15 protein-coding genes, 2 tRNA genes and 3 rRNA genes are annotated in these 19,910 nt (G+C 43.3%); 17 read left to right on the top strand and 3 right to left on the bottom strand.

Features of this window, described 5'->3' with window-relative positions:
- Positions 1–6 precede the first annotated feature (6 nt).
- The 14 genes from CXF80_RS06235 to rrf all read left to right on the top strand — a co-directional run bounded on the left by CXF80_RS06235 (position 7) and on the right by rrf (position 15,036).
- Positions 7–291, top strand: coding sequence for a hypothetical protein (locus CXF80_RS06235; protein WP_232772053.1), 285 nt, complete (start codon positions 7–9; stop codon positions 289–291).
- A 36-nt stretch (positions 292–327) separates the two neighbouring features.
- Positions 328–1,632, top strand: coding sequence for a pilus assembly protein TadG-related protein (locus CXF80_RS06230; RefSeq protein ID WP_101032060.1), 1,305 nt, complete (start codon positions 328–330; stop codon positions 1,630–1,632).
- Between the two features lie 9 nt (positions 1,633–1,641).
- Positions 1,642–2,115 (top strand): TadE/TadG family type IV pilus assembly protein, encoded by a 474-nt coding sequence (locus CXF80_RS06225; RefSeq protein ID WP_101032059.1) that lies wholly within the window; start codon positions 1,642–1,644, stop codon positions 2,113–2,115.
- Positions 2,112–2,546, top strand: coding sequence for a TadE/TadG family type IV pilus assembly protein (locus tag CXF80_RS06220; protein WP_101032058.1), 435 nt, complete (start codon positions 2,112–2,114; stop codon positions 2,544–2,546). The genes CXF80_RS06225 and CXF80_RS06220 overlap by 4 nt, the downstream gene beginning before the upstream one ends.
- 86 nt (positions 2,547–2,632) lie before the next feature.
- The gene (locus tag CXF80_RS06215) at positions 2,633–3,877 is read left to right on the top strand and encodes an AAA family ATPase (protein WP_101032057.1); all 1,245 of its coding nucleotides are present in this window, start codon (positions 2,633–2,635) and stop codon (positions 3,875–3,877) included.
- Positions 3,878–3,880: 3 nt separating this feature from the next.
- Positions 3,881–5,209 (top strand): CpaF family protein, encoded by a 1,329-nt coding sequence (locus CXF80_RS06210; RefSeq protein ID WP_101032056.1) that lies wholly within the window; start codon positions 3,881–3,883, stop codon positions 5,207–5,209.
- Positions 5,210–5,220: 11 nt separating this feature from the next.
- A complete protein-coding gene (locus CXF80_RS06205) occupies positions 5,221–6,198 on the top strand; it encodes a type II secretion system F family protein (protein ID WP_101032055.1) in 978 nt (325 codons plus the stop codon).
- A 1-nt stretch (position 6,199) separates the two neighbouring features.
- Positions 6,200–7,168 (top strand): type II secretion system F family protein, encoded by a 969-nt coding sequence (locus CXF80_RS06200; protein ID WP_101032054.1) that lies wholly within the window; start codon positions 6,200–6,202, stop codon positions 7,166–7,168.
- Between the two features lie 43 nt (positions 7,169–7,211).
- Positions 7,212–8,210: a tetratricopeptide repeat protein gene (locus CXF80_RS06195; protein WP_101032053.1), complete on the top strand. Its 999-nt coding sequence runs from the start codon at positions 7,212–7,214 to the stop codon at positions 8,208–8,210.
- A gap of 1,212 nt (positions 8,211–9,422) precedes the next feature.
- A 16S ribosomal RNA gene (locus tag CXF80_RS06185) occupies positions 9,423–10,965 on the top strand.
- Between the two features lie 217 nt (positions 10,966–11,182).
- Positions 11,183–11,259, top strand: a tRNA-Ile gene (locus tag CXF80_RS06180).
- 137 nt (positions 11,260–11,396) lie between these two features.
- Positions 11,397–11,472: transfer RNA gene (locus CXF80_RS06175), tRNA-Ala, on the top strand.
- Positions 11,473–11,824: 352 nt separating this feature from the next.
- Positions 11,825–14,728, top strand: a 23S ribosomal RNA gene (locus CXF80_RS06170).
- A gap of 192 nt (positions 14,729–14,920) precedes the next feature.
- A 5S ribosomal RNA gene (gene rrf, locus CXF80_RS06165) occupies positions 14,921–15,036 on the top strand.
- The 16S, 23S and 5S rRNA genes sit together here with 2 tRNA genes alongside, the layout of an rRNA operon.
- Positions 15,037–15,628: 592 nt before the next feature.
- Here the strand turns inward: rrf and CXF80_RS06160 are convergent.
- Positions 15,629–15,859 carry a hypothetical protein gene (locus CXF80_RS06160; RefSeq protein ID WP_101032051.1) on the bottom strand — a complete coding sequence of 77 codons (231 nt, stop codon included), beginning with the start codon at positions 15,857–15,859 and terminating at the stop codon, positions 15,629–15,631.
- A 374-nt stretch (positions 15,860–16,233) separates the two neighbouring features.
- Here CXF80_RS06160 and CXF80_RS06155 point away from each other — a divergent pair, with 374 nt between their 5' ends.
- The gene (locus CXF80_RS06155) at positions 16,234–16,680 is read left to right on the top strand and encodes an Hsp20 family protein (protein WP_101032050.1); all 447 of its coding nucleotides are present in this window, start codon (positions 16,234–16,236) and stop codon (positions 16,678–16,680) included.
- 140 nt (positions 16,681–16,820) lie between these two features.
- Here CXF80_RS06155 and soxR read toward each other — a convergent pair whose 3' ends face one another.
- Positions 16,821–17,264 carry a redox-sensitive transcriptional activator SoxR gene (gene soxR / locus CXF80_RS06150; protein WP_101032049.1) on the bottom strand — a complete coding sequence of 148 codons (444 nt, stop codon included), beginning with the start codon at positions 17,262–17,264 and terminating at the stop codon, positions 16,821–16,823.
- A gap of 97 nt (positions 17,265–17,361) precedes the next feature.
- Between soxR and CXF80_RS06145 the strand changes: the two genes are divergently transcribed.
- Complete coding sequence (locus CXF80_RS06145) at positions 17,362–17,787, top strand: VOC family protein (protein WP_164839497.1); 426 nt, start codon at positions 17,362–17,364, stop codon at positions 17,785–17,787.
- A 103-nt stretch (positions 17,788–17,890) separates the two neighbouring features.
- Here the strand turns inward: CXF80_RS06145 and pepE are convergent, their stop codons facing one another.
- On the bottom strand, positions 17,891–18,598 hold the full coding sequence (gene pepE, locus CXF80_RS06140) for a dipeptidase PepE (RefSeq protein ID WP_101032047.1): 708 nt from the start codon (positions 18,596–18,598) through the stop codon (positions 17,891–17,893).
- Positions 18,599–18,863: 265 nt separating this feature from the next.
- Here pepE and htpX point away from each other — a divergent pair, with 265 nt between their 5' ends.
- The gene (htpX, locus tag CXF80_RS06135; protein WP_101032046.1) at positions 18,864–19,727 is read left to right on the top strand and encodes a protease HtpX; all 864 of its coding nucleotides are present in this window, start codon (positions 18,864–18,866) and stop codon (positions 19,725–19,727) included.
- Positions 19,728–19,910 lie beyond the last annotated feature (183 nt).

The following is a 19,910-nucleotide window of genomic DNA, read 5'->3' as shown; positions in this document are numbered from 1 at the left end:
TAGGTCATGACTATTTTTAACTCTACAATCGCGTTACGACAAAAGCTTATTTTGGCTTCAAGTGTTCTCTTGTTATCAGCCTGCGCCAATCAGTATGATTTTGCGATGAATGAAAGTTATCAGCAAGTAAAACAAGTACAAATACTTGACCCAGATGCAACAGAACGAAACAACGGAGTGGTACTGAGTCTTGAAGGTAATTATGGCCGTCAAGTGATGCTTGAGTATCGAAAGAGTAATCAGAAGCCGACAGAATCGAAAGATATTGGGTCGTCTATTATAGATAACTAGCATAGCAAGCTGGGGATCTATCTTTTGGAGGGCGATATGAACATTACGACCAAAAAAAATCAATCACTGAAGCACAAACTGCCAAGTCGTGAAAAGGGTGCCATTTTGATAATGTTTACCATTGGCCTATTTGCAATTTTGGCTGTTGCAGCATTGGCACTAGATGGGAGTCATATGCTGCTGAGTAAAGGCCGATTGCAAAATGCGGTCGATGCGTCTTCCCTGCATGCTGCCAAAATTTTGGACAGTGGCGCAACGCTTGAAGAGGCTCGCGAGGCTGCGGTGACTATGCTGGCCCATAATCTTTCATATCAAGAGAACAATGAGTTGGAAACCAACGTAAGTTTTAGCCCAGTAAATTTTAATTCAACTCAAGTGAGCAGTAATATCGCCGTTGAGTTTTCTGCATTACCTTATCCTTTCACGCCCGTTACCGTCGAAGGAAGTCAATATATACGTATACGGGTTGAGAATATTGGCCTAGATAATTACTTGGCTCAACTCCTGAGCTTCAATAAACGTGTCAGAGCATCTGCCGTTGCGGGTCGCAGTACCGACCTTGCCTGTAACAATAAGTTAGTGCCTTTATTGGTGTGCGCCATGAATGATGATCCAAACTATTCGGTAACGGATGCTAATGGGAATGTTACTCCAGCGCCCTATGGCATAGAAACAGATAAATTATTTGCGATGAAATCTGGTTCAACGCAGGCTGGAAGTCCTGCCATTGGTCCTGGAAACTTTCAACTGCTTGCCTTGGACGGTGTTGGTGCTTCAGTTGTTCGTGAATCCTTGGCTGGTGGGTTCTCAACCGAAGCTTGTATCGGTGCTGGTGATACGGTACCAACCGAGCCGGGTAATAAGGTTGGACCCGTCTCTCAAGGACTCAATACCCGTTTTGATCAATACCAAGGCGGAGGCGTGAACTCGACGGATCATCCCAGAGACAGGAACATCTGTCAGGGTGAACGTGTCAACCTTGATGCTAATGGTGATATAGCCAATCCAGGCGCTGCATTTTATTCTCATAGCCAATATGTCACAGATGAGGGACCCTCTGCTTGCATAGACACCACTGTTGAAATTAACCATAGACGTGAAATGCCAGTGGTCATTGGTGTCTGTGATGGCTTAACCAATGGCCGAAATGATATCGAAGTCAAAACCGCAGGGTGTTTCTTCCTGGTACAAGATGTTGCCCAAGGGGGTCAAGAATCGTTTGTTATTGGGCAATTTGTTTCAGAATGCACGGGAACGGGTAATGCTTCTACTGACCCCGATTTTATCAGTAATAACCATACCATTGTCTTATACCGAGACCCTGATAGTCCTGATTCCTAGGAGATAAAGATGAATTATCAGTCACAAAAAGGGGTTGCAGCTATTGAGATGACCCTATTATTGCCTTTTATGTTACTGCTGGTGTTTGCCACTGCAGAATTGGGACGATTAATGTTCCAGTACAATACGCTCACTAAATTGGTGCGAGATGCAGGTATTTTCTTGAGTCATAACGCGGACACGAGACAAACATCAAGGTTACCCAATCCCCTGATAGATGCAGAATGTAACAATTGTATATCTAAGGCAAAAAATTTATTGGTTTACGGCACGATAAACAGTGGTGGGATCCCTTTGCTCAGTGGTTTAACCATTGGCAATGTCAGTATCCTTGAGTCGCCGGTTGGCAGTCGTCGTTTGGTTATTGATGTCAGCTATGACTGGCAGCCATTGTTTGGTGAAGGGTTAACTACATTTGGATTGGGGGACTCGGTCGATCTCAGTTTTAATCTCAATACTCACTATGCGGTGACAGCACTATGAAGCAAGAAAAAGGGGTTTATGTGGTTGAATTTGCCATAGTAGCAGGGGTGTTTTTTGTACTGCTTTTTAGTGCTATAGAGGTGGGGCGCTTAATCTATACCTACAGCGTGCTGCAGGAAGCATCTAGGCGAGCAGCACGATTGGCCATAGTGTGCCAAGCAAGCACAGACATTAATAATCTGGCGCTCTTCAAAGGCGTGAAACTCGTGCCAAATTTAAATAATAGCAATCTTGTCATTCATTATTTGGCAGCCGATGGTAGCGTTGTAACCGGCTCCGATATTGAAATCGTGCGGGCTGAGATCCTAAATTACCAGCACGACTTCTGGGTACCTGGATTACATAAGACGCTAAACTCCCCTGTTTTCACGACCACCTTGTCCCGGGAGAGTTTAGGCGTGTTTCCTGGAGGAACCATAAATTGCCAATAAATAAAACCATTAATATAAAAATTAATCTAAGAATTAATACTATAGTGAATATTAGGTCTTATAAAAAATAACTTAAGGTTGAGCACATGGAAAAATCTGTACGATCAGATGGTAATGAAACCTTTGACACTTCTTCGAAGCAGCTAATCAATTTTTATATGCCTTTTCCGATCAATGTGCTTTTGATTGGGGCACAAAAAGAATTTTTGCCTCAGATTGAGACTAACTTGACTCAATGCGTCAATTTAACCTGGGAAAAAACATCAGATCTCTCTGGCAACAAGGTGATGGATGTCTTCGGTAAGCCATTTAATTTAGTGCTACTCGTTTTGCCAAATGAAGAATTATTAGCACAGAAAGCATTAGCGTGTGCTGTTGGCTATAAAGTTGAAATTATCATTTTAGGACGAGATACCCCTCAGGCCATTTTAAGACACGCAATTCAACTAGGTGTCAGTGACTTTATTCCAATCGATGCCCCTGATATTGAATTATTAAATTCATTAACAAAGGTGTCTGATCGCTTGAGTGAACGAGCTGAATTGGCTCCTGTGCTTGCAGTTGTAAATGGCAAGGGTGGCGCTGGTGCGAGTTTTATTTCTGCTTGTTTAGCGGTCATTGCAGCCGAGAGAGATAATTTTGAGGTCGCACTTCTGGACACTGATTTACACAATGGCTCCTTGGCGCATATTTTAGGCGTAGAGCCTAAGTATTTCATTGCTGATGCCCTGCAGGTTTTGGACGACATGGATGAAGTTGCTCTTAGAAGTTCGATGATCAACCTGGGCAACTTAAATTTACTTGCAGCGGCACCATTTTCGCTACTTAATGCTCACGATAGAATAAATTTGAGTAAAGTTTCTGACTTAGTTTGGAAGTGCCGACAACATTTCAATCAAGTTATTTTAGATATTTCTCGTGGCCCTGAAAGTTGGAATCGAGAACTGCTGGCGAATGCGAAAATTTTAATTGTCGCCCAACAAAATTTAATGATAATTCGTGAGACCAAGGCATTAGTGAAACAGTTAGTCAATCATATGGGGGTTGATAAGGGGAAAATACATATACTAGTTAATAGGTATGATAAATCAAATACCAATATAAATATTAACGACATTAAGAACGCTACCGGTATTGATTCTGTATATATTGTAGCCAATGATTATAAGTTGGCGAGTCAATGTGAGGATACGGGTAAACCTATTAATAAAGTTGCCAAGCGTCAACGAATGTACGGTGACTTTAAAACATTAACTGAAGATATGATGCCTCGAGAAGATGAACAGGGTAATTCTACGGTTAGTTTTTGGTCTCGTCTCTTGGGAAAATAAATTATGGATTACACCAATAGCTTATCCAATGACAGTTCTCTGCAACCCTTGAGTGCCGAGGAGCAAGAGATAAAAATCAAATTATATGACAGTCTCTTAAGCATGATGGATCTGTCTCTAATTGAAACTATTTCTAAAGATAAGGCTCGGGAACAGATAAGTGAGATTTGTGAACGTCTTATTAATGATCTTCGTATCCCCATTAATCTATCGTCTAGACGTAAGTTAATAAAACTGATAATCGATGAAGTCTTGGGATTAGGGCCTCTTGAAACCTTGTTAGCGGACCCTTCAATCTCGGATATTTTAGTTAATTCATATGACAGAGTTTATATTGAGCGCAAAGGAAAACTGGAAAAAGCAAACATTAAATTTCACAATGATTCACATTTGCTTAATATCATAGATCGAATAGTGTCTAGTGTTGGGCGACGGATCGATGAATCATCTCCTATGGTCGATGCTAGGTTGGCCGATGGCTCTCGGGTTAATGCCATCATTCCGCCCCTAGCTCTAGATGGACCATCATTATCTATCCGAAGATTCGCAGTTGATAAATTGACAGCCAAAGAACTGATTGAATTAGGTTCCATGACTCAGCAGATGGATCAGCTCTTGCAAGCTGTCGTTAAAGGGAAGTTGAATATCTTGGTTTCAGGGGGGACTGGCAGTGGTAAAACCACCTTGTTGAATATGTTATCAGGATATATTCCATCGGATGAGAGAATTATCACGATTGAAGATTCAGCAGAGCTACAATTACAGCAACCTCATACTGTTAGATTAGAAACCCGACCTCAAAATATCGAAGGCAAGGGACAGGTTAGTCAACGAGATTTAGTTAAAAATTGCTTGAGAATGAGACCAGATAGAATCGTGGTGGGCGAAGTTCGAGGTGGCGAAGCCTTAGATATGTTGACGGCAATGAACACTGGACATGATGGATCGTTAACGACCCTTCATGCCAATAGTCCAAGAGATGCTTTGGGTAGGCTTGAGTATATGGTTTGTATGGCAGGTTTTGACATGCCAGTGAGTAATATTCGAACCCAAATTGCATCGGCAATCGATCTGGTTGTGCAATTGGAGCGACAAGAGGATGGCCGGCGTCGAATCATTAGTATTCAGGAAATTAACGGCATGGAGGGCGACATCATTACCATGTCCGAGATATTCAGATTTTCACGCGAAGGAAAAGATAGCGAAGGCTATATCAAGGGAACTTTCTCGGCAACAGGGGTTATCCCAGGTTTCCATGCCAAGTTGAAGCAACATGGTATCGAATTACCTTTTAATCTCTTTAACTGTGGTGATCCGTTTGCAAAATTTTAGGAGCGTAATAAATGCCATCCAATGAAATTATCTTTTTAGGATTGATTTTTGTCGCGGTTCTGTTTCTCTCACAGGCATTATTCCTTCCCGTTTATAGTCCGCAAAGGACAAATACATCTCAGGTTCGAAAGCGGCTTAAAAAGATGTCAGAGGAGTCAGGTGACGGGCTGCTCGAAACATCAATATTGCGAAAGAATAAGTTAAGTAAAATAGGCCCTATAGGAAGGTTTCTTGAAAAATTCGAATTTATTGATAACTTAAGTTATCGAATGGAGTTGGCTGATTATAAATTATTAGGGCATCAATTTATCATTCTAGCCTTGGTATCAGCGACAATTTTGGGTGGGCTGAGTTGGTATTATTTTAAAGAACCACTTGTTAGCATATTTGTTGTATGTATTTGCATCATGATGTTCTACTTTAAGTTAAATAGAGATACTACCAAAAGAATGGATGCCATAGAGGCGAGTTTCCCTGACGCACTCGATGTATTAAGGAGAGCATTGCAGGCAGGATATTCATTTTCAGATGCAGTGAAGTTGGTAACAGAAGAAATGGATGGGCCGTTAGCGAAAGAATTCAGTTTAATGTTCGCCAATATTAATTACACAAAAGATACTAGAAGAGCCATTTTAGGCTTTATCGAGCGTGTTCCCAGTGTCTCCGCTATGGCCTTTTCTAGTGCCGTGATGGTGCAAAAGGAGACCGGGGGGAATCTCGCCGAGAACATCAAAAACTTGTCTCAAGTTATTCGGCAACGATTTATGTTTAAACGCCGCGTTCGTACCCTTTCAGCCGAAGGCAGATTATCTGCCTGGATCTTGATTTTATTGCCATTCGTATTATTTGCGGTGATCTATTTTCAGACTCCTGGTTATGTGTCGGAACTGACAGGAACAGAGGATGGAAAACGCTTGCTAATTTGGGGAGCCATTGGCATGACTCTGGGTGGGCTTTGGCTCAGCAAATTGATTAGGATTGATATGTGATATGGACTATTTAATAGGACTCTTCAATGGAGTATTCGGCAATCAAGAGTATGCTGAATGGGCCATTTATGTTTTAGCTGCAATGGCGGGCGTCACGCTGGCATTGTCCATTTCTTTTTTGGTGAGCGGTATATACTCGCCTATTCGTAGACGCTTGCATAATATCAACAATGATGGAGAACAAGGTCTAGAAGACCGTTATGAGGTAAACAAAACGTTAGAGCATGGCATTGGTAAACTGGGTAAGTTGCCATATCTGAATCTGTCCAATAATGAAACTAGGCGATTATTAATCCATGCAGGTCTACATTCTGAAAATGCCTTGGCAATCTTTAGTGCAGTAAGACTATTGCTATTAATTATTGGTGCAATCCTAACCGTTATTGTGTTGCAGATAATGCCCAATGCATCGGGCATTATCATTGCGTACATAGGATTTTTTATCATGGGTGTGACTTTTTTGACTCCATCGTTGATATTAACTGCCATGGCAAGAAGCCGTATGCGCACCTTAAAAGTAGGCTTTCCTGATGCATTGGATCTACTGGTAGTGTGTTGTGAGGCTGGTCTTGGTTTAATGGCGGCGTTACAGCGTGTGGCAAATGTACTGTCATTAAGTCATCCAAGTTTAGCCGGAGAGCTGGATCTGGTCTGCAAAAAGGTTAGAGCGGGCCTTTCAATTAAGGTCGCACTGAATGAATTCACTGAGCGAACCGGATTGGAGGACATTAAGGGATTAAATTCAGCCATTTCCCAAAGTATCCGTTTAGGTACCGGCATTGCGGAGACGTTGAGGGTATTCTCTGATGAATACCGTGACAAGCGCTTACAACAGGCGGAAGAGCAGGCTGCTAAAATAGCTGTAAAGATGATTTTTCCTATGATGTTGTGTATATGGCCATCATTTTTTATCGTCGCAGTGGGACCCGCGGTGCTTAAAGTCATGAAAGTGTGGGGGCAAGCTTTTTAACGAGGCGTTTTTATTCACAGAATATCATTAAGGAGAAAGATTAATGCTGATATTACAAAAACTGACTGAGCAAGTATTTCGAATTTTAGTTATAGGCGCGTTTCTCTATCTTAGCGGCTGTGCTTCTTCTGAGGTGACACCAGCAGTAGCCGAAAAACCTCATCGTCAGGATTTGTATCAAGGGCAATCTCACGTAGCCATGAGTGTAGGTTCCCCTCAATCAGAACTACAGGCATTAGATCGTGCAATGGATGAAGAACGAACAGGTAATTTTGATAAGGCGTTATATTCTTATATCCAGGCATTGGACTTTAATAAGTCTAATCCTGAGACGTTATATAAAATTGCAAGAATACATATGGCAAAAGGAAATGATGATATTGCAAACCGTGCCTATAATGAGACATTAATGCTAGCGCCTCAACACCTGCTAGCCAATGCAGAGTTAGGGATACTAGAGTTTGACCAACGCTTCTATACCCGAGCGCGTAAGCATTTAGAACAAGCTATCGCGATTGACCAACAGCGACTGAATAGTCTTGATATTGAACAAGGGATAGAACATTCTATTGCGCTTGATGAATTATCTCCACTAAGGGTCTATAACGCCATTGCGATCTTGGAAGACCTAGAAAATAACCATGATAAAGCGAAAGACTATTTTAGGTTGGTGTTAGATTTTCAGCCACAATCGGCAGTAATTTCTACAAATTTTGGTTATTCTTACTATCTGACGGGCGATCTTGTCAATGCGGAATATTATTTCAGACAAGCATTGAAAGACGATTCAAATTTTGGACGGGCTTGGTCAAATCTTGGATTGATTTACATTCGCAAGGGACAATATGGGAAAGCATTAGTCAGTTTTGAACAGACAATGACAAAAGCTGATGCATTTAATGACCTAGGGTATTTCTTGATGCTGGAAGGTCACTATCAAAAGGCAATTGAAATGTTTCAAAAAGCAATCGACAGTTCACCATCGTATTTTGAACGGGCACAAAAGAATTTAAAAATTGCTTTGGCATCGAAATTGAACTAAATGAACTAAATGGATAAGTATTATTGTGCATCTATTTGATTTTAAAGGCTAATAATTACATTCCTTTCTTAAGGAGACTATACCATCAATTAGACCACTGACCGCGAAACGTTGAGCGGTCTGTGGTTGATGATTGTCCGTAGCTAAGCCTAACAGGTTAAATTTACACAAATTTGAATCAAGATAATGTCATTAACCTAAAATCCGCATAAGCATTGCCTTTTCAAGCTGAGATATTTAATGCTCAGCTTTTTCGGCTGAAATATATAAGTGATCAGTCGAAGGCTGTCATTATAGTAGCCTTAAATACTATCAACGATGATGGCACCCCTAGATAATCAAAGCATGAGTCAACATGTTAACGGCTATTAATGTAGCGGTGGCGCGGTTATTCAGGTATTTAAAAACAGAATCGATAGCGGGACAGGGAGACAAGATTGTTATTTATGCCAAGCAAGATTTGAGCGACTATATCATTAGCAAAATTAAGATTAGCCAAGTTAAGGCTCATCATCAGAATGCAGGATTGAGCGTAAATGAATCAGAGTCAAGATCTTGGTTAGATTTTACAGCCGTGGCCAAATTTAGTTGACAACAACATAGATAAGCGACCCATTCACGACTTAGGCTTTTAGTTCGATTTATATCCGCAACTCAGGTTTATTAGGCCTCATCACGATAAAACGAGTAAAAATACCACATTTTGGCTGAATAAACGCCACTCAGAAGTGTTTGGTGGAAAAAGTCTTGCGCAAAAGCCTCAGCTCCCTATAATGCGCAACCACTGGAACGGCACAGGCCGCTGCAGTTTGTTGACTTAAATATTATTTGCAAAAATGAATAATATGACAAGATAACAAAGCGAAAAAGAAGTTTGAAAAAACACTTGACGCTGAATAAGGATTGCGTAGAATGCGCAGCCCAAGCCAATGACCTAGCGTCTTACGGCGATGCATGAAAGATAGCATCAACGCTCTTTAACAATTTATCAAGTAATCTGTGTGGACATTCACAGGTATTGAGTTATTCGAAATTGTCTTCTGTTCTTCGGAATGTTGGCAATCAAAAAATTTCAACTCAATGCAACGATGAGTGTTCATAGTAATATGTACAAACATTATTTAGATTCTTCCGAGTCTAATTAATGAAATCAGAATTCATTGAGCCGAAAGCATCGTTCTTACTTGTAAGAGTGGGGTTTTCAAAAAACTTTAATTGAAGAGTTTGATCATGGCTCAGATTGAACGCTGGCGGCAGGCCTAACACATGCAAGTCGAGCGGTAACACAAGGGAGCTTGCTCCTGAGGTGACGAGCGGCGGACGGGTGAGTAATGCCTAGGGATCTGCCCAGTCGAGGGGGATAACAGTTGGAAACGACTGCTAATACCGCATACGCCCTACGGGGGAAAGGAGGGGACCTTCGGGCCTTCCGCGACAGGATGAACCTAGGTGGGATTAGCTAGTTGGTGAGGTAATGGCTCACCAAGGCGACGATCCCTAGCTGTTCTGAGAGGATGATCAGCCACACTGGGACTGAGACACGGCCCAGACTCCTACGGGAGGCAGCAGTGGGGAATATTGCACAATGGGGGAAACCCTGATGCAGCCATGCCGCGTGTGTGAAGAAGGCCTTCGGGTTGTAAAGCACTTTCAGTAGGGAGGAAAGGTAGCGTGTTAATAGCCCGTTACTGTGACGTTACCTACAGAAGAAGGACCGGCTAACTCCGTGCCAGCAGCCGCGGTAATACGGAGGGTCCGAGCGTTAATCGGAATTACTGGGCGTAAAGCGTGCGCAGGCGGTTTGTTAAGCCAGATGTGAAATCCCCGGGCTCAACCTGGGAATTGCATTTGGAACTGGCGAACTAGAGTCTTGTAGAGGGGGGTAGAATTCCAGGTGTAGCGGTGAAATGCGTAGATATCTGGAGGAATACCGGTGGCGAAGGCGGCCCCCTGGACAAAGACTGACGCTCATGCACGAAAGCGTGGGGAGCAAACAGGATTAGATACCCTGGTAGTCCACGCCGTAAACGATGTCTACTCGGAGTTTGGTGACTTAGTCACTGGGCTCCCAAGCTAACGCATTAAGTAGACCGCCTGGGGAGTACGGCCGCAAGGTTAAAACTCAAATGAATTGACGGGGGCCCGCACAAGCGGTGGAGCATGTGGTTTAATTCGATGCAACGCGAAGAACCTTACCTACTCTTGACATCCACAGAAGAGACCAGAGATGGACTTGTGCCTTCGGGAACTGTGAGACAGGTGCTGCATGGCTGTCGTCAGCTCGTGTTGTGAAATGTTGGGTTAAGTCCCGCAACGAGCGCAACCCCTATCCTTATTTGCCAGCGCGTAATGGCGGGAACTCTAGGGAGACTGCCGGTGATAAACCGGAGGAAGGTGGGGACGACGTCAAGTCATCATGGCCCTTACGAGTAGGGCTACACACGTGCTACAATGGCAAGTACAGAGGGTTGCAAAGCCGCGAGGTGGAGCTAATCTCACAAAGCTTGTCGTAGTCCGGATCGGAGTCTGCAACTCGACTCCGTGAAGTCGGAATCGCTAGTAATCGTGGATCAGAATGCCACGGTGAATACGTTCCCGGGCCTTGTACACACCGCCCGTCACACCATGGGAGTGGGCTGCAAAAGAAGTGGGTAGTTTAACCTTCGGGAGAACGCTCACCACTTTGTGGTTCATGACTGGGGTGAAGTCGTAACAAGGTAGCCCTAGGGGAACCTGGGGCTGGATCACCTCCTTACCTATACGACTAACTCAATACCTAAAAGTGCAGCGATGCATGTGAGTGTTCACACAGATTACTTGATAGAAGAAAGAGAAAGATATCGAAAGGTATTTTTGAGGATTTTGATTCTTAATCAAGGCACTTGATGAGTTTCGCAGGGAGTGTGCTTTTAGCACATGACTGAGAAACGAAGAAAGTAACGCCGAGTAAGGATTAAAAGACCAAAAAGAATGGGTCTGTAGCTCAGCTGGTTAGAGCGCACCCCTGATAAGGGTGAGGTCGGTGGTTCAAGTCCACTCTGACCCACCAAATCTTCATTTTATCTGCGTTAATTAAATACTCGTTTAGTCAACTAAACGTCGCATTGAATTAACTTGTTAAAATTCGATTTGGCTTCGCCAATCTTATGATTGGATACTTGATATTTATCTCAACTGCATGTAAATGGGGCTATAGCTCAGCTGGGAGAGCGCCTGCCTTGCACGCAGGAGGTCTGCGGTTCGATCCCGCATAGCTCCACCATTTACACTTATCATGATGATAAGCATATGCATAGGTTAGAGATGCCAAAGATAAATGAAACTTTATCTTTGGCTTTTTTAAGCCCGCTCTTTAACAATTTGGAAAGCTGATAGTACTAACTAAAGGCGCATGAATAATGATTCGTTGTTATTGGTGTGATTACGTTAGTGCGAAAAATAATACTGATGCGAAAGCATTAGTATCTTGAGTTCTCAAAACACTGTTTAAGTGTCTTGAATATTCTAAAAAACTAAGGCGAGTCCACTTCCTACCCGGAGGTGAGACAAGTAAAAACCAGCTGGTCATGATATGACTCAGAGGTTCACGCAAGTGAAACTCATTTGGGTTGTATGGTTAAGTGACCAAGCGTATACGGTGGATGCCTTGGCAGTCAGAGGCGATGAAGGACGTAATAACTTGCGAAAAGCGTTGGCGAGCTAGTAATAAGCATTTGAGCTAACGATATCCGAATGGGGAAACCCGGCCACATAAGTGGTCATCATAACGTGAATACATAGCGTTATGAGGCGAACCTGGGGAACTGAAACATCTAAGTACCCAGAGGAAAAGAAATCAACCGAGATTCCCCTAGTAGCGGCGAGCGAACGGGGATTAGCCCTTAAGTCTATGGGGTGTTAGTGGAATGTGTTGGAAAGCACAGCGGCACAGGGTGATAGCCCCGTACATGAAAACTAACCGTAGATGAAAACGAGTAAGGCGGGACACGTGACATCCTGTTTGAATATGGGGGGACCATCCTCCAAGGCTAAATACTCCTGACTGACCGATAGTGAACCAGTACCGTGAGGGAAAGGCGAAAAGAACCCCTGTGAGGGGAGTGAAATAGAACCTGAAACCGTGTACGTACAAGCAGTGGGAGCGGTTCTTGAGACCGTGACTGCGTACCTTTTGTATAATGGGTCAGCGACTTACATTTTGTAGCGAGGTTAAGCGAATAGCGGAGCCGTAGGGAAACCGAGTGTTAACTGCGCGTTTAGTTGCAAGGTGTAGACCCGAAACCGAGTGATCTAGCCATGGGCAGGTTGAAGGTTGAGTAACATCAACTGGAGGACCGAACCGACTTATGTTGAAAAATGAGCGGATGACTTGTGGCTGGGGGTGAAAGGCCAATCAAACTCGGAGATATCTGGTTCTCCTCGAAAGCTATTTAGGTAGCGCCTCGAGCGAATACCATTGGGGGTAGAGCACTGTTAAGGCTAGGGGGTCATCCCGACTTACCAACCCTTTGCAAACTCCGAATACCAATGAGTACTACTCGGGAGACAGACAGCGGGTGCTAACGTCCGTTGTCAAAAGGGAAACAACCCAGACCGTCAGCTAAGGTCCCAAAGTGTATGTTAAGTGGGAAACGATGTGGGAAGGCTCAGACAGCTAGGATGTTGGCTTAGAAGCAGCCATCATTTAAAGAAAGCGTAATAGCTCACTAGTCGAGTCGGCCTGCGCGGAAGATTTAACGGGGCTAAACATACCACCGAAGCTACGGGTGCATTTCATTAGAATTGCGCGGTAGAGGAGCGTTCTGTAAGCGGTTGAAGGTGAAGGGGTAACCCACACTGGACGTATCAGAAGTGCGAATGCTGACATGAGTAACGATAAAGGGAGTGAAAAACTCCCTCGCCGAAAGACCAAGGGTTCCTGTCCAACGTTAATCGGGGCAGGGTGAGTCGACCCCTAAGGTGAGGCCGAAAGGCGTAATCGATGGGAAACAGATTAATATTTCTGTACCTTCACTAACTGCGATGGAGAGACGGAGAAGGCTAGGCTAGCGCGGCGTTGGTAGTCCGCGTTTAAGGTGGTAGGTTGTATTCTTAGGCAAATCCGGGGATACGCATTTAATTGCAAGACTGAGGACTGATGACGAGTCACTAAGGTGATGAAGTAGTTGATGCCATACTTCCAGGAAAATCTTCTAAGCTTCAGGTTAGTGGGGATCGTACCCCAAACCGACACAGGTGGTCGGGTAGAGAATACCAAGGCGCTTGAGAGAACTCGGCTGAAGGAACTAGGCAAAATGGTACCGTAACTTCGGGAGAAGGTACGCTGCCGACGGTGATAGGACTTGCTCCTTAAGCTGTTGGCAGTCGCAGATACCAGGTGGCTGCAACTGTTTATCAAAAACACAGTACTGTGCAAAATCGCAAGATGACGTATACGGTATGACGCCTGCCCGGTGCCGGAAGGTTAATTGATTGGGTTATCTTCGGAGAAGCTCATGATCGAAGCCCCGGTAAACGGCGGCCGTAACTATAACGGTCCTAAGGTAGCGAAATTCCTTGTCGGGTAAGTTCCGACCTGCACGAATGGCGTAATGATGGCCACGCTGTCTCCAGCCGAGACTCAGTGAAGTTGAAATTGCGGTGAAGATGCCGTATACCCGCGGCTAGACGGAAAGACCCCGTGAACCTTTACTATAGCTTGGCACTGAACATTGAACCTACATGTGTAGGATAGGTGGGAGACTTTGAAGCTTGGACGCTAGTCTGAGTGGAGTCAATCTTGAAATACCACCCTTGTAGTTTTGATGTTCTAACCGCGGCCCCTAATCGGGGTTCGGGACAGTGCCTGGTGGGTAGTTTGACTGGGGCGGTCTCCTCCCAAAGAGTAACGGAGGAGCACGAAGGTTGGCTAAGTACGGTCGGACATCGTACGGTTAGTGCAATGGCATAAGCCAGCTTAACTGCGAGACATACACGTCGAGCAGGTACGAAAGTAGGTCATAGTGATCCGGTGGTTCTGAATGGAAGGGCCATCGCTCAACGGATAAAAGGTACTCCGGGGATAACAGGCTGATACCGCCCAAGAGTTCATATCGACGGCGGTGTTTGGCACCTCGATGTCGGCTCATCACATCCTGGGGCTGAAGTCGGTCCCAAGGGTATGGCTGTTCGCCATTTAAAGTGGTACGCGAGCTGGGTTCAGAACGTCGTGAGACAGTTCGGTCCCTATCTGCCGTGGGCGTTGGATGATTGAAGGGAGCTGCTCCTAGTACGAGAGGACCGGAGTGGACGAACCGCTGGTGTTCGGGTTGTCATGCCAATGGCATTGCCCGGTAGCTACGTTCGGGATCGATAACCGCTGAAAGCATCTAAGCGGGAAGCGAGCCCTAAGATGAGTCATCCCTAGAGCTTTAAGCTCTCTAAAGGGCCGTAGGAGACTACTACGTTGATAGGCAAGGTGTGTAAGCGTTGTGAGGCGTTGAGCTAACTTGTACTAATGACCCGTGAGGCTTAACCATACAACCCAGATGGGTTTTACTGAAAATGTTCCCGACATTTTCTAGCACTTCCTCCTTCCATGGAGGTCGTACTGACAGGGAGCATAACCTTAGTGTTAGAATAGAGCGCTTAAGTAGTGTTTTGTAGACTCAAAAAAATCAGCTTTCCGAATTATTATTTACGGCCTTAAAGGCGGTAGATATACAAATTTGTCTGGAAACCATAGCATTGTGGCACCACCTGATCCCATTCCGAACTCAGAAGTGAAACGCAATCGCGCCGATGGTAGTTTGGGGTCTCCCCATGCGAGAGTAGGTCATTTCCAGGCGCCTAATTTACTCGAAAGAGTAGTGAAACAGCCCGCTATTATATAGCGGGCTTTTTTACGTCTTCAATTTATGGTGTAGAGTTTGTTACTCGCCAAAACATGACAGCAGTTTGTCGAATATGCCCATGCGCGGGGATAAAAGAGTAGGTTATTTCCAGGCGCCTAATTTACTCGAAAGAGTAGTGAAACAGCCCGCTATTATATAGCGGGCTTTTTTACGTCTGTAATTTATGGTGTAGAGTTTGTTATTGGCCAAAACAAGACAGCAGTTTGTCGAATATGCCCATGCGAGAGTAAGTCATTTCCAGGCGCCTAATTTACTCGAAAGAGTAGTGAAAAAGCCCGCTATTATATAGCGGGCTTTTTTACGTCTACGATTTGAGATGTTAACGTGCGCTGACTCAGCAAAATATGATCGCAGTGTATCTGAGATTTTGACTAAGTGGCCATTGGTCGCTATAACCACCTATTTTCGCTGAGATAAAGGATTTTGGAACTGGTTTGACTTTCCCCGTGCTCAAGACAGTAAAGCCATCCACTGCGGTGGCTTTATGCTTTGAATATTAGTTGTACTTAACAGTACTCAATCACCTTATGCGTTATTAATTTTTTGTTTTAAGTCGTATGCATCTTCGGTAACAACCCTTTCGAGTACTTCAATTCGTTGGCGTAGGGAGCTTATTTCATCATGCAATGCTTTATTATTAGTTGCTTGTTCTGTTGTCGCACGTACTTGGCGTTCTCTAAGTTTCATTATACTAACAATAAAGCTGCCCAAAATAGCCAAAATTGGGATCAGTAATGCCATTGTTGCTGGGTTCATAAAATGTCCTTATTTGTTTTTATTCGTTGCCCATTATTGTGACAACTTAGGCCAAAATTACCAGTAACAAAAGTCATCACTGTGGAATTAATATCACGGAATTGTTTATCTCATTAATTTAACTCCATATTAGTTACTGATTATAATGGGTATTTATAAGTAATCGCTATTAATATATAATTTATTTACTTGAAGCACTTGATATCATACAGGCGGTCCATATATCTAACTCTGTAGCAGGAATGATTAACGAAATGCTCGATAGAGGTTTCAGTAAACTTGCTAGCACAGTGCCGTAAGGGCTGTGAAAACTGTACGCCACTGACATAGACAGTGGTTATTTTTTACATATTGCTTTAGACAAGGGTATGAACATGCGCAATTTTAATCTTTCTCCAGATTTAACTCCTCTTTACCGAAGTGCGATTGGCTTTGACCGTTTAGCACAACTTGCTGAACACGCTGCAGCGAATAATGCCAACTGTGGTTATCCTCCTTATAATATTGAGCTTTTAGGTGAAAATAGTTACCGAATTACCATGGCCGTTGCAGGTTTTTCGATGCCAGAATTAGATATCATGAGTGAAGGCGAAAAACTGATAGTAAAAGGCAATAAGACAGCCAAAAGTGATGATCGTAAATATTTGCATCAAGGTATCGCCGAGCGAGGCTTTGAGCGCAGCTTCCAATTAGCTGATCATGTTCGCGTGGTAGGAGCGGAATTAGAACATGGTTTGTTAAATATTGATTTAGTTCGTGAGATTCCAGAAGCAATGAAACCACGTAAAATTGATATTGTTTCAACCAACTCCCTTAGTTAGGCCAATATTGTTAGGCTGATATGATTGGCGGGCTAAGTGTTAACTGCCACTTAACCTACATTGTTAACCTTGTAGTTTATCTCCCCCCCCTATTTAGCGTTTTTGCTTACGCCTAGTTTTTAAACTAGGCTTTTTTGTGCTTAATTTTTATTTAACAGCACCGGACCTGGACCTTGCTCGACTAGAATATCTTCTGGGTTATACAGTGGACAGTGTTTCATCGATAAACAACCGCAGCCGATACAAGCTTCTAATGAGTCTTTCAACTTTTGCATCTTAGCAATCCGCTGAGTTAGCGTCTTTTTCCAGGCATTTGATAAATCGGCCCAATCTTCTTTAGTGGCGGTTCTACCATTAGGGAGACTGGTAAAGGCGAGGTGTATTTCATCTAACGAGATCCCTAATTGCTGCGCAGCTTTGATGAGCGAAATCCGCCTGATAACTTCTCGTGCATAACGGCGTTGATTACCTTGGTTTCGCCAACTGCTGATAAGACCTTTTTGCTCGTAAAAATGAATCGCAGAGATGTTGATCCCGCAACGTTTTGCAACTTGGCCCACACTTAATTCTGTTTCTACTGACATTAGCACTCCAAATTTTTTATCATTTTGGCAAATTTAACTCTTTACCTCAAGTTAACTTGAGGTATTAAGCTGTGCTGTATCAATAATAAGGAGATAAGTGATGAGATTAGAACATTTAAATTTAGTGGTGCATGACTTAGATGAAACATTAGTATTTTATCAGGCGGCATTTCCCCATTGGCGGGTTCGTGGTGGCGGAGAGTCGATTTGGCATGGCACACCACGGAAATGGCTTCACTTTGGCGATGATTTTCATTATTTATCATTTAATGATTCTGGTACGGGTGAGGTGCGCGACCTTAAAAGCAATGCATTGGGCTTAGCTCATTTTGCTTATGCAGTGGATAACATTGATGCGTTAGTGGCAAGATTAGCACTGGTGGGTTTTGAAGTAGCCATTATGGGTGGACATGACCCTTTTTACAAAAGCCGTTACTTTATTGATCCGAATGGATTTGAAGTAGAATTTGTTGAATACTCAACGGATATACCCAGTGAGCGAAATCAGTACGATAGTGAGTAGCCGATATACTGCACCATTGGGCTTATTAGAGTAAGCCCAATAATTTAGGTTAAAGCCGATTGCAACAAGCTAAAATCTGATATTCTTATTAACAATACGCTGATTAAAGGAAGTGTGATAAGTCACTGTTAACGGCTATCTCAACTTCTTGTTGCTTGCCATGGAATAAGTAAGCTACTTCATCGCCAATCAGCTGCAATGTCTCCCCTCTACGCCACAATGCACTGCCTTCCTGAATAGCTATCACCGGCGTTAATGGGTCTACCATCGTAAACTCTAATAGCCGTTGTGCGCGTGTTTCACCATTGTGCCCCGGCATTTGGTAATTGGTGTAATGCGGATTTAATTGAAACGGAAGAATGCCTAAGGCTGTAAAAGAGGGAGGCTCAGTAATTGGCATATCATTAGTGGTACGAATGCTAGCACCGGTAATGTTTGATCCTGCGCTCCAACCAACATACGGCATGCCATTTTCTACTTGTTCACGGATTAAATGCACCAAGTCATAACGATACAGTTCGTTGAGCAATTGGAATGTATTTCCGCCACCAACCAAAATACCCGCTGCATCTTTAATCGCTTGTTTGGGATCGGAAAATTGATGAATGCTAGTAATGATAATGGGCAGTGGTTCAAGCGCAGTTTGTACTTTAATTAAATAGTCATCGTAACTTACACTGACGCCAGCATAGGGAATAAACAGCCATTGCTGCCCAGGTTGAGTTAATGGGCGGATGAGTTCGAGAGTATGGGTTAAATAAGCTGAATCTCCGACACGTGAAGCACTCAACATTAGTGCATTAATGGTCATAAAAAGTCCTTTGGTATTTTGTTTTTGATAGTTTATCAAAAATTAATCATTACCGACAATTAGTTGGTTTTTGTCGTTTTTATTCAGTTTGGTTTAATAATATCTGCCTAAAATCTGCTCGCTAGAGATTCAAGAGTATGTTTAATCCGCCTATATAAGAAGGATAAATATTTTTAATATAACTAAGCTTGAATTTTAGATTTATTGACATATTATGTCTTTAGTAACAACTGAAAATCGGCACTTTCGCCATACAGGAGCTTAAATGAAGCGTATATTTTTGTTGATCGCAACCAACTTTGCCATCTTACTGGTTGCCTCAATTGTAATGTCTATTCTTGGTGTTAATACCTCAACGATGGGTGGACTGTTAGTATTTGCTGCCATTTTTGGTTTTGGTGGTGCGTTTATCAGTTTAGCCATTTCAAAATGGATGGCGAAGAAAACCATGGGCTGTGAAGTTATTACTCAACCACGTGACAGTATGGAACGTTGGTTAGTTGAAACGGTTGCACGCCAAGCTGAAAAGTCTGGAATTAAGATGCCTGAAGTGGCAATTTACCAGTCACCAGAGATGAACGCATTTGCAACGGGTCCAAGTAAAAATAATGCCCTTGTTGCTGTGAGTTCTGGTTTGCTTTATGGCATGACTCAAGACGAAATTGAAGGCGTTCTCGCTCATGAAGTCAGTCATGTCGCTAACGGTGACATGGTGACCTTAACCTTAATTCAAGGTGTGGTGAATACTTTTGTTATTTTTGCAGCACGTGTCGTTGCTGGCATTATTAATAATTTTGTTTCCAGTAATGACGAAGAAGGTCAAGGCCTAGGTATGTTCGCCTACATGGCTGTAGTATTTGTACTTGATATGCTATTCGGTATTTTGGCATCGATTATCGTAGCTTACTTTTCACGTATTCGTGAGTTTAAGGCTGATGAAGGCGCCGCGCGTTTAGCAGGCAAAAATAAAATGATTGCCGCATTAGAACGTTTACGTCAAGGGCCTGAATCTGGCGCTATGCCAGCACAAATGTCAGCCTTTGGTATCAATGGCAAACGTTCAATGGCTGAGTTATTGATGAGCCATCCGCCATTAGAAAAGCGCATTGCTGCTTTAAAAAATAGCTAGCATTCAGGAGTTTACCGTCACACTGACGGTAACTAATCCCACAAAGGAGTCTTTTGGCTCCTTTTTTGTTTTTGTGTAATATTATGATTGAATCTGAGTTGTTAATCAGGTAGTTATAGTGTCCTTATAGTATTAATCGCTCGAATCGATTGCATTGGTTGTTTAATTACAGCTAATAAGGCC

Source organism: Shewanella sp. Actino-trap-3 (assembly GCF_002836275.1).
GTDB classification, from domain to species: domain Bacteria; phylum Pseudomonadota; class Gammaproteobacteria; order Enterobacterales; family Shewanellaceae; genus Shewanella; species Shewanella psychromarinicola.
The sequence above is the reverse complement of the archived record's forward strand: the minus strand, read 5'-3'. Positions and strand labels throughout refer to the sequence as shown.